Genomic DNA, 11,668 nt, shown 5'->3' on the forward strand with positions numbered 1-11,668 from the left:
ATTGTGCATGAGTGAATGCAGCAGATTGCTGAGAAGCGGCTAAAACACCGCTGATATCTTGAACAAACTTCTTTACATGTGGTGTAGGGTTAATAATCACAAACCGTCGTCTAGTAGTCGCTATTGATAGACAGAAGCGGTATATTACTACACAACTGGTCTGCAGTCGGGGTGTTGATCGTTCTTTGCAAGGCGAAGAAAAGGAGCCCTGGCTGTAGTCCAGTCTTCTCAGAACCATCTTACCCAGCTAGTCAAGCATTAAAAACTCCGGAATCGAGTATAAATAATTTTCCCTGAGGTATTCGAGACCAACAAACTACGAAGTGTATTGAGTTCGACGGTGAAGGGGGACAGATAAGGGTCAACAGGTACTTCCAATAAAATATAATTTTCGTCCGGTACGATAAATTCCTGTTTTAATATCCATACAAATAATGTATCTGGCAATAATGCTTTTTTATTTATAGGATTTCCATCCTGATCCAGCAACAGACTGTTTTCATAGGCGTTACGTTTTAAGAGCACAAATTTTTGAGCATAAAGGTTTTCTACTTTTTCTCTTAGTAATAAATAACCATTATATTCAGTGAGACTCATTATGCGTGTATCAGCATAACGCCCACTATGTTCTCCAAGTGCTTTTACTTCATTTCCTTCAAGATCATATTCCACTAAAATCGGCGCATCATTTTCACCTTTAATAATATCTCTGGCATACACTGCGCCAGTAACCAACTCAGACTGATGAATATATTCTCCACCTTTTAATAACCCCCCGAAGGGAAAAGAATGAGCCGCCCCACTGGCAAAAATAACAAACAGCACAAGCCACAAACGCAACCCCAGCCGTAATAAACACAGCCAACGAAGCGCAGAAAAATTTAATTGAATAACAGGCACATACCACTGCATATGATTAACTACCTTACGCTCAATAAAGCGTTTTTACGGCCTGCTTAAAACGTATCAATAACAAACTTCCAGTTTAGGTCATGAAATCCAATTCAGGATAAGAAGATGGAGAGAAGAATTTTAGTTTACCGCTCAACGCAAATGGAAAGCGTCTTGAAGGAGAATAATGAGTCACCATTCCAGAACATTGACTTGATGCGCATCAAACAGTTGTTTGAAAATCAATCTTAGACTACATTTATCCTACTCTTGTCGAGTATTAAACTGTCATCAAATGACGGGTAACCTCTGTATAGTAATGTAAACGTTCAATATACACTGAAGGGCACCTCAAAAATGCCCTGAAATCTATGGCAACCATCTCGTTGCGAGTAACAACGGTCTAACCCCGAATGCTCATGAATAGGGAAAAGCACCATGCAAGCAATACGTAAACTGCTGGTAGTTGTTGATACCCGCAAGCCTGAACATACTGCGCTTAACCGTGCTTGTGCGATTGCACATGTAACAGGCTCCCAACTTCATATCCTATGTTGTAACCCTCATCCTGATGAAGAAACCCATGCTGTTCTCAGTGACTGGTGTGAGCCTATTCGAGCACAAGGATTATCTGTCACGAAACATATTCACTGGTATCACAGCCTGCACGAGACCATCATCAAGGTTCAACAAGCAGAGCAATGTGAATTGGTCATTAAAGACGCACGAGAAGAAAGTGAACTGAGTAAAGTCGTCTTTACTCCCAGTGATTGGAAATTGCTCCGACAGTGCCCTGCCGCTATCTTATTAGTCAAAAATGATAAGCCTTGGGAGAATGGTAATATATTAGCGGCAGTCGATGCAGATCCAAACGATGGTGACCACCAAATATTAAATGATGTCATTATTAGCCATGCCAGAGATATCGCCGGCCTTGCTGATGGTGAGTGTCACCTGGCTTCAGCACACCCTGCACCTATGCTGTCATCACCTGATCCTGTTTATCAGTTACAGGATGCCTTACAGAAAAAATATTTAGAGGTCTGTACTGGTTACGCAGATAAATACCATATTCCTTTAGACCATATTCATGTCGAAGAAGGCCCAGCATCAACCTATATTCCTCATATTGCCAAGCAGTTAGATGCGCCTTTAGTCGTCATTGGTACTGTCGCTCGCAGTGGTTTAAAAGGCGCTATTATTGGCAATACTGCTGAGCAAATAATTGATAGCCTGGAAGCCGATATTCTTACACTAAAACCTACACATGTTATGGAGACATTAGAGGCGGCACTCAGCCATAAGTAAGCAACAGCTGTAGATGCTACGTACTACGACCTCAGGCTACCATTACAGGGAAACTCCACCAGTGCTCATGGACTGCATGAGCACTGCCAAGACTCATTACAGTTTTTTTATGCGCAACTACTATATATACTGTACTTCAATATTCTGCACTTCAAGTGGCTTATAACCATACGACAGTTTGTAAAATTTTTTTCATGAATAATGGAAATTAATGATGTAAGTCAGCGAGTTACTTAACAATTTTCCCTTATTTAGTTATACTTCCGGAACCAAGTGGGGTTCCTAAACTGCTATTTATTTACCTGCCAAATACCCCATAAGCGCTTGCGAGTTCAAGCCCTAAAGGCCCACCTAATTCACTGATGAGCATCATCACCAGCGCGTGATAATAAACCCGGCAGGAAGCACACTGATGAGGGTAAGACCGTGTTAGAAGCCTACCGCAAACATGTTGAAGAACGCGCCGCAGAAGGCATTCCCCCCAAACCACTTAACGCGGAACAAACTGCAGGGTTAGTCGAGCTGCTTAAGTCCCCCCCTGCAGGCGAAGAAGACTACTTGCTTGAACTATTAGTTGAGCGCATTCCTCCTGGAGTTGATGAAGCGGCCTATGTTAAAGCAGCTTTTTTATCAGCTATCGTAAAAGGTGAAGCAAACTCACCATTAATTTCCGAAGAGCAAGCCACCAAATTACTGGGCACCATGCTGGGTGGCTATAATATCGCCACGCTCATTGAGTTATTAGAAAATGATCAGCTGGCGAGTCTGGCTGCGGATGAGTTATCGCATACCTTATTGATGTTTGATGCTTTCCATGATGTAGCCGAAAAAGCAGCTGCGGGTAACGCACATGCTAAGCGCGTCATGGAGTCCTGGGCTAATGCTGAATGGTTCACTGCTAAAAAAGAATTACTGGAAAAGATCACCTTAACGGTTTTTAAAGTGACAAGTGAAACCAACACGGATGATCTATCACCAGCGCCTGACGCCTGGTCTCGCCCTGATATCCCACTCCATGCGAAAGCTATGTATAAAATGCCCCGCGAAGGCATCACCAACGCAGCGGAGCAAATTGCTGAACTAAAAGAAAAAGGACACCCTGTTGCGTTTGTCGGTGATGTGGTCGGTACCGGCTCATCGCGTAAATCTGCGACGAATTCTGTGCTGTGGTATATCGGTGATGATATTCCTCATGTTCCCAACAAACGTGCAGGTGGTGTCGTACTAGGGGGCAAAATTGCACCTATTTTCTTCAATACCATGGAAGATGCTGGGGCGTTACCGATTGAGTGTGATGTCAGCAACCTGAACATGGGTGATGTGATTGATATCTATCCCTATGAAGGTGTTATCAAAGCCCACGGCACTGACAATATTCTTTCTGAGTTTAAACTAAAGAACGATGTCATTCTGGATGAGGTACGTGCCGGTGGGCGTATTCCACTGATTATCGGCCGCGGCCTTACTGATCGTGCTCGTGAAACACTGGGCCTAGAACCGTCAAAAGTATTTAGACGCCCTGTCGCCCCACAAAGCTCAACTAAAGGCTTTACCCTGGCCCAAAAAATGGTCGGTCAGGCCTGTGGCGTTGAAGGGGTTCGACCAGGCCAATACTGCGAACCTAAAATGACCACGGTTGGCTCACAAGATACTACCGGCCCCATGACCCGTGACGAGCTTAAAGACCTCGCCTGCCTGGGTTTCTCTGCCGACTTAGTGATGCAGTCTTTCTGTCATACTGCGGCTTATCCCAAGCCAGTGGATATTGAAACTCAGCACACCCTGCCTGACTTTATTCGTAATCGTGCAGGCGTTTCATTACGCCCAGGGGATGGCATTATCCACTCCTGGTTGAATCGTATGCTATTGCCAGACACAGTTGGTACCGGTGGTGACTCACATACTCGCTTCCCAATTGGTATTTCGTTCCCTGCCGGTTCAGGTCTGGTGGCTTTTGCCGCAGCCACAGGGGTGATGCCATTGGATATGCCTGAGTCGGTGCTGGTTCGATTTAAAGGTGAAATGCAGCCTGGTATTACCTTACGTGACCTGGTTAATGCCATTCCTTATGCGGCTATCCAACAAGGTTTGTTGACAGTTGCCAAAACCAATAAGAAGAATATTTTCTCTGGAAGGGTTTTGGAAATTGAGGGCTTGCCTCATTTGAAAGCTGAGCAGGCTTTTGAGCTGTCCGATGCCTCTGCCGAACGCTCTGCTGCAGGCTGTACTATCAAACTGGACAAAGAGCCTGTCATTGAGTACCTCACCTCTAACATAACACTGCTACGTTGGATGATCAGCGAAGGTTATGGTGATGCGCGTACATTGGAGCGTCGTGCCCAAGCAATGGAAGCCTGGCTGGCCAATCCTCAATTAATGAGTGCGGATGAAGACGCTGAGTACGCTGCTGTTATCGAAATTGACCTGAATGAGATTAAAGAACCTTTACTGGCTTGCCCAAATGACCCTGATGATATCAAGCCACTTTCAGAAGTGACGGGTGACAAGATTGATGAGGTCTTTATCGGCTCATGTATGACCAACATCGGTCATTATCGGGCTGCAGGTCGTTTGCTTGATCAGCTTTCCTCACCTATTGCCACTCGTTTATGGATTGCTCCACCTACCAAAATGGATGAGCACCAGTTGATGGAAGAAGGCTTCTACAATGTTTATGGCCGTGCCGGTGCTCGGACGGAAATGCCAGGTTGTTCGCTATGTATGGGTAACCAGGCCCGAGTTGCTGCTGGTGCAACAGTCGTTTCTACATCAACCCGAAACTTCCCTAACCGCTTAGGTGATGGTGCCAATGTGTACCTGGCCAGTGCTGAATTAGCCGCCGTCGCATCTATTTTAGGTAAGCTACCAACTGTAGATGAGTATATGTCCTACGCTAAAAACCTTGATAGCATGGCTGGAGATATCTACCGTTATATGAATTTCAATGAAATTGAATCATTCCAAAAAGCAGCTAACCAAATTATTGCCACTGATGCGGCAACGTCTTAACTCTTTTACGAAAGCTCGCTCTACCCAGAAAAACCCGCCTTAGCGGGTTTTTCTTTTTCTTTTGTTATCTGACTACTATTACAATCTTGCGTCAGTACCTTTGGCTTGGTACTGTTGGTTCGCAATCTGCATCTAATCTACTCGCAGACAAACTGCAGATCGCTTGTGAACCAGAGGCATAATAATAATTTAGATACCCTAGGGCCTGTTAACACTAATTGAATATCACTGTTATGACGGTAAAAGCACTAATCTAGGCGCGAAGCGTGAAGTTTAGTTGTTCTAAATAAACAATGAGCAACAACGAGTAGTGCTTTTACCGACATAACCCTTCGGGCCGGGATTATTTTTCCACCTAGCGGTGTTACAAGTCATTTATGTAGAATGACTACACGGCATTCCTTGTGCCTTGCTAGGCGAAAAAATAGTCTACGGCAGTGATGATTCAATTAGTGTTAACAGGCCCTTACTTAGCGGTATAAATACGCCAATAAAGAAAAACGACTAAACAAAAGCAGTTTACAGGCAGTGACTATGGCATCTGCGCATTTAGCCAAAACAGTGGAGTCCGGCTCAGGTCAACTGGTATTAATTCCATCCAAAATATCAGTACCCAACCGACCTTCAAAACTCACTCATCGACCTCGTTTAGCAAGTCAGTTAGCAGACTATTCAACTCACCAACTAACCCTGATACATGGCCCTGCTGGCTACGGCAAAACTTCCCTGAGCTTAGACTGGATCAACCAACTCAATCACCCTGTCGCATGGTTTAGCATTGACTCTGCTGACAACGAGCCAGTCCGTTTTATTGCATATCTCACTGCTTGCCTTCAACAAGCAACACAACGTTGTCCCCAGTCACTTGAGCAAGTACTTACTGCCAGCCCCATTCACTTTGAAAGCCATATTTCTCGGTTACTTATGGAGTTAGCCAATACAGACACTCCTGTATTACTGGTACTTGATGATTACCACTGGATTGACAACGAAGTGATTCACCAGGGGCTTCGCTTCTTAATTAAACATAAACCTGCGTTTTTACACATTGTGATTAATTCCCGAAGCTTGCCGCCACTGGGCCTTGCTAACTTAAGGCTGCACGATCAATTATTAGAAATTGCACCTGATCAACTGGCATTTGATGAAGATGATGCTCACCAGTTTTTTGCAGACCGCTTACCTTTTTCACTAACACCCTGTCAGCTTGCTCCACTGTTGCAACAAGTTGAAGGTTGGCCAACGGTTTTACAGTTGATTGCCCTGCTCTCAACACCCGATATTGATAGCTTTGAGTCATGGGCCAATGAAGTCGTTAAGGGCCACACATATTTATTGGATTATCTGGCTGAAGAAGTTTTGACACAGGTTTCACCTGAAATAAAACAGTTTTTGTATTTCAGCAGTGTACTTGACAGCATGAATGACTATTTAGTGAAAACCGTCACTGGCGTTGAAAATGGCCAAGCCATGCTGGAACAAGTGGAACAACTTGGTTTATTTATTACGCCCCTTGATTGTCAGCGTCACTGGTATCGTTATCATCCATTATTTTCAACCTTCCTTCGTCACCAACTAGGCAAGCACTATCCTGGTCAAACTCAGACCTTACATCAACGCGCCTGTGCTGGCTGGCAACAGTTGGGGTATATTCACGAGGCGCTGACCCATGCCATTGCGGGTGAAAACCATTGTGCACTCACTGAAATCTTGCTGAAACATGGCTGGTCTTTCTACCAACAAGGCCAGTGTCGTATTTTGCAACAGGCATTAAACAGCATTCCCTCAGCAACGCTGGCTGCAAACGCTGAACTCACCATGCTGGGAGCTTGGGTTGCCCAAAATCTTTACCAGTACGATGACGTTGAGAACTTACTCGTACAAGCAGAACAAAAGCTCCCTCAGCAAATGCCTCAACCTCAATGGCAAGAAATTCAATGCGAATTCAACACCATTCGTGCTCAACTGGCGATGAATTTAGGGCAAATAAAAGAAGCACAAATGCTAGCTCAGGATGCACTGGCTAATTTGCCCGAAGAACGGCGGCGTATTCGAACTGTCGCCTTATCCGTCTTAGGTGAAGCCAGCTTCTGCCAGGGTCAGCTAACCAAAGCACAGCAGATGATGGAAGAAGCCGAACAACTCGCCCGATTAAGAGGTGCCAGTCAAATCGCGCTATGGACCCAGTGCCAGCAATCTGAAATTGCCATGGCACAGGGCTATCTACAAAAAGCCTTTAATATTCAAGATAAAGCCTTACAGTTTGCGACAGAGCATCAGGTGAATCACTTACCGATCATGGAGTTTATTCATCGAGTGCGTGCTCAGGTTTTATTTGAGTGGCATCATTTGGATGGTGCGGAAAAACACAGTCTCGCCGGGATCGAAATCTTACGTCCCCAAGGTGAACATTGGTTCTTACAATGCTATGCCCTACTGGCAAAAATCGCATTGCTTCGTGGAAAACATACTGTATGTGCTGACTATATACAAAAACTACAACAGTTGATGCAAGGTGATGACTATCACAGTGACTGGATGGCAAATGCCCATGCAACAATGCTCGCTTATTGGCAAGCAACCCAGGATATGGCGGCTATTGAACGCTGGCAGCAAGCGGCCCCACCACTATCACCGGCCACTAATCACTTTTACCAATGTCATGCCCGCAATCGCGCTCGAGCAGAAATCTATCTTAACCAACCTGCTAAAGCCATTGATATATTGACGTCACTGCAACAACAAGCCGTAAAATACCGCCTTATTACTGACCAGAACCGTAACCATATATGTTTTGCACAAGCTTATTGGTCACAAGATGAACGAGAGCTTGCCTTAGAGCATCTGGAACAGGCGCTTCAGCTGGCAACAACAACAGGCTTTATCAGCAGCTTTTTACTGATAGGTAAGTCGCTTATTGTGATGCTAAAAGCGCTAAAGCAAGACTACCCCCTAGCTGACAATGAGCTACAACGAGCTGAACGCTTGATTAAACTAGCTCAGCAGCAACGCAGCTTGAACAAATCGATTACCATCACGTTAGATGAAACATTAATTGGTGATATTCTGCAGCAGGCTGATATCCCTGAATTAATAAAATCTACCCCCCTAACCAAGCGAGAATGGCAGGTCTTAAGCCTGATTCATAGTGGCTTGAGTAATGAACAAATTGCTGGACACCTGGAAGTGGCACCCAGTACCATCAAAACCCATATTCGTAGTCTTTACCAAAAGCTCAATGTTAACCACCGAGATGAAGCCATCGATATAGCTAATAAAATGCTGCGCACTATTCAAGGTGATTAAACAGCAAGTCAAGGGGATTAACCAGTAAGGACTACGCCCTGTATCTACGCCTATAAATTAAATCCTGGGGGAGGATGTTTTTGTTACCTTGATTCTTGATGATAAGGATATCTGTTAACTAATTTGGGATGAGCAAGGTAATTACAATGCGTAAGCATAATCAGGAATGGTGGCGTGGAGCCGTTATTTATCAGGTTTATCCACGCAGCTTTATGGATTCTAACCAGGATGGTATTGGTGACTTGCCTGGCATCACTGCCAAAATACCCTATATTGCCAACCTAAATGTTGATGCTATTTGGCTGTCGCCGTTTTTTACCTCTCCGATGAAAGACTTTGGCTATGATGTCAGCAATTATCGTGATGTTGATCCGATTTTCGGCACACTCGAAGATTTTGATCAACTGATTGCAGCCGCCCATCAACACAACCTAAAAGTGATTATTGATCAGGTACTTAGTCACACATCAGATCAGCACCCCTGGTTTAAAGAAAGCCGTAACAGTAAAACAAACAGTAAAGCCGACTGGTATGTGTGGGCTGACCCTAAAGCCGATGGTAGTCCACCCAATAACTGGCTATCGATTTTTGGAGGCTCGGCCTGGACCTGGGATAGCCGACGCCGACAATATTACCTGCATAATTTTTTAAGCAGTCAGCCTGACTTAAATTTTCATAATTCAGATGTTGTACAACAACTGCTAAATGATGTGGAGTTTTGGTTGAAGCGAGGTGTTGATGGCTTTCGCCTGGATACCGCCAACTTTTATTTTCATGATGATAAATTACGGGATAATCCTCCCAGTAAAAAAATTGTGGATGGCAGTATTGGTGTTCGCCCAGATAACCCTTATGGCTATCAACAGCATATTTACGATAAAACACGCCCTGAAAATCTTGAGTTTTTACAAAAGCTACGTACCCTGCTGGATCGTTATCCAGAAACGACCACGGTGGGTGAAATTGGCTGTGACCACTCATTAAAAACCATGGCAATGTATACCTCTGAGGGTAATAAGCTCCACATGGCCTACTCTTTTGATTTACTTACTGAACAAAGTAGCGCCGACTTTCTACAAACCACCATGGAAAATATGGAAGCAGCACTGGGTGATGGCTGGCCTTGCTGGTCGTTAGGTAATCATGATGTGGCGCGGGTTTTAAGCCGTTGGGGTATAACACCCAAACACGCAAAAGCCTATATGCACTTCCTCCTCACCCAACGTGGCAGCATCTGTGTTTATCAGGGTGAAGAGTTAGGTCTTACGGAAGCAGAGCTTGCTTTTGAAGAGTTACAAGACCCATACGGTATCACCTTCTGGCCACAGTTTAAGGGCCGTGATGGATGTCGTACTCCCATGCCCTGGCAACATGATCAGCACAATGCTGGCTTTTCAGACGTAAAGCCTTGGTTACCTGTACCCCAAGAGCATTATCAACACAGTGTCGACCAGCAACAAGGGCAACCAGACTCAATGCTTAAGGCTTATCAGGACTTCCTTGCTTGGCGAAAAAACCAGCCAGCCCTGATCACAGGAAGTATTGATTATCTTGCTGCACCTGAAGGGGTATTGCTATATCAGCGCAGTCATGAAAATCAACATCTGCTGGTAGCCATCAACCTTAATCAACAGGCGGTGACAATACCTTTATCTCAAGTCACTGAAGCACACGTCGAAGTTTTACCAGCACCTCACTGCCTAGGTCAGCTTCAACAAAACACCCTTAAGTTGGATGCGTTTGATACGCTCATTATGATGCTGAATTAATCGACAGTAGGAGTATAAAATGGCCAGTGTCAAGCTGTGCAATGTTTATAAGCGTTATGGTACAGCAGAAATATCCAAAAATATTAATTTGGATATCCAAAGCGGAGAATTTGTGGTGTTTGTTGGCCCTTCGGGTTGTGGTAAATCAACCCTATTACGGATGATTGCCGGGTTGGAAGACATCAGTGAAGGTGATTTATTCATTGATGACACACAGGTTAATGATGTCCCCCCAAAAGACCGCTCAGTGGGTATGGTGTTCCAATCTTATGCACTCTACCCCCATATGTCCGTTGCAGAGAACATGGCATTTGGCCTTAAACTAGCGAAAGTCAATAAATCCACTATAAAACAGCGTGTAGAAAAAGCCGCAAATACTTTACAACTGTCTTCTTTACTTGAGCGAAAACCAAAAGATCTTTCCGGGGGGCAGCGACAACGGGTAGCTATAGGACGCACTATTGTACGCGAACCTAAAGTGCTGTTATTTGATGAACCACTCTCTAACTTAGATGCAGGGTTGCGGGTGCAGATGCGTATAGAGATTGCCAAGCTTCATAAGCGTCTGCAAGCCACTATGATTTATGTTACCCACGACCAGGTCGAGGCCATGACTCTGGCTGATAAAATTGTGGTTTTGGATGCTGGCTTTATTTCTCAAATTGGTCGCCCTCTTGAACTTTACCATTATCCTGCCAACCAGTTTGTAGCGGGTTTTATTGGTAGCCCACAAATGAATTTTATTCCATGTACTATTGAGCAGACTCATCCTACCTCTGTGACCGCCCGCCTCACCAATGGACGACCCATTACGCTTGAAGTAGATGGTACACAGATACAACCAGGTGAAAGTGCAACAATAGGCATTCGCCCAGAGCACTTTGCTTTACCTGAAACAGCTAATGTCACCATTGATGGACACGTCAATGTGGTCGAACGCTTAGGAGACCACACACTGATATATGCAGACATGCCAGGCTTGTCAGACAACATTACAATTCGTGCTGATGGTAATACCAAAGTATACGAAGGAGAAACGTATACTATCGGATTAGACGTCTCACGTTGTCATTTATTTCGTGCTGATGGTTCAGCCTGTCGTCGTCTAATTAAAGAACCAAGCCTGAACTTCTAATCCTTTTACCCCTGCTACCATACCCAAAACGAAGGTTTTTTTAGCGGGGCTAGTCTGGTCTGTTAAAACGAGCGATAGCATCAGTAGCTGTTATAAAAGTGCTAACTGGGCCGCCAAATGATGAGGCCCCAGGAGCTTATATTAATAAGTCACTGGGGTGGCAGTTAAATGCTCCTCGGCAATAGCTCCTGCATTGCTCTACTATATGACATCCATGTCATTATGCATAAACTGCATTTCCACCATCCTT

6 protein-coding genes are annotated in these 11,668 nt (G+C 44.6%); 5 read left to right on the forward strand and 1 reads right to left on the reverse strand.

Features of this window, described 5'->3' with window-relative positions; genetic code table 11:
- Positions 1-258: 258 nt before the first annotated feature.
- A complete protein-coding gene (locus tag F607_RS0120985; RefSeq protein WP_027709645.1) occupies positions 259-912 on the reverse strand; it encodes a hypothetical protein in 654 nt (217 codons plus the stop codon).
- A gap of 417 nt (positions 913-1,329) precedes the next feature.
- On the opposite strand from F607_RS0120985, the gene F607_RS0120990 reads away from it, so the two are divergent.
- From F607_RS0120990 to malK, 5 genes are all read left to right on the forward strand, one after another.
- Complete coding sequence (locus tag F607_RS0120990) at positions 1,330-2,199, forward strand: universal stress protein (RefSeq protein WP_027709646.1); 870 nt, start codon at positions 1,330-1,332, stop codon at positions 2,197-2,199.
- A gap of 426 nt (positions 2,200-2,625) precedes the next feature.
- Positions 2,626-5,208: a bifunctional aconitate hydratase 2/2-methylisocitrate dehydratase gene (gene acnB / locus F607_RS0120995; protein ID WP_027709647.1), complete on the forward strand. Its 2,583-nt coding sequence runs from the start codon at positions 2,626-2,628 to the stop codon at positions 5,206-5,208.
- Positions 5,209-5,742: 534 nt separating this feature from the next.
- Complete coding sequence (malT, locus tag F607_RS0121000) at positions 5,743-8,514, forward strand: HTH-type transcriptional regulator MalT (RefSeq protein WP_051311707.1); 2,772 nt, start codon at positions 5,743-5,745, stop codon at positions 8,512-8,514.
- A gap of 146 nt (positions 8,515-8,660) precedes the next feature.
- Positions 8,661-10,283 carry an alpha-glucosidase gene (locus F607_RS0121005; protein WP_027709649.1) on the forward strand — a complete coding sequence of 541 codons (1,623 nt, stop codon included), beginning with the start codon at positions 8,661-8,663 and terminating at the stop codon, positions 10,281-10,283.
- A 19-nt stretch (positions 10,284-10,302) separates the two neighbouring features.
- Positions 10,303-11,418, forward strand: coding sequence for a maltose/maltodextrin ABC transporter ATP-binding protein MalK (gene malK / locus F607_RS0121010; protein ID WP_027709650.1), 1,116 nt, complete (start codon positions 10,303-10,305; stop codon positions 11,416-11,418).
- The last annotated feature ends 250 nt before the right edge of the window (positions 11,419-11,668 follow it).

This window comes from Zooshikella ganghwensis DSM 15267 (assembly GCF_000428585.1).
Taxonomy (GTDB): Bacteria; Pseudomonadota; Gammaproteobacteria; order Pseudomonadales; family Zooshikellaceae; genus Zooshikella; species Zooshikella ganghwensis.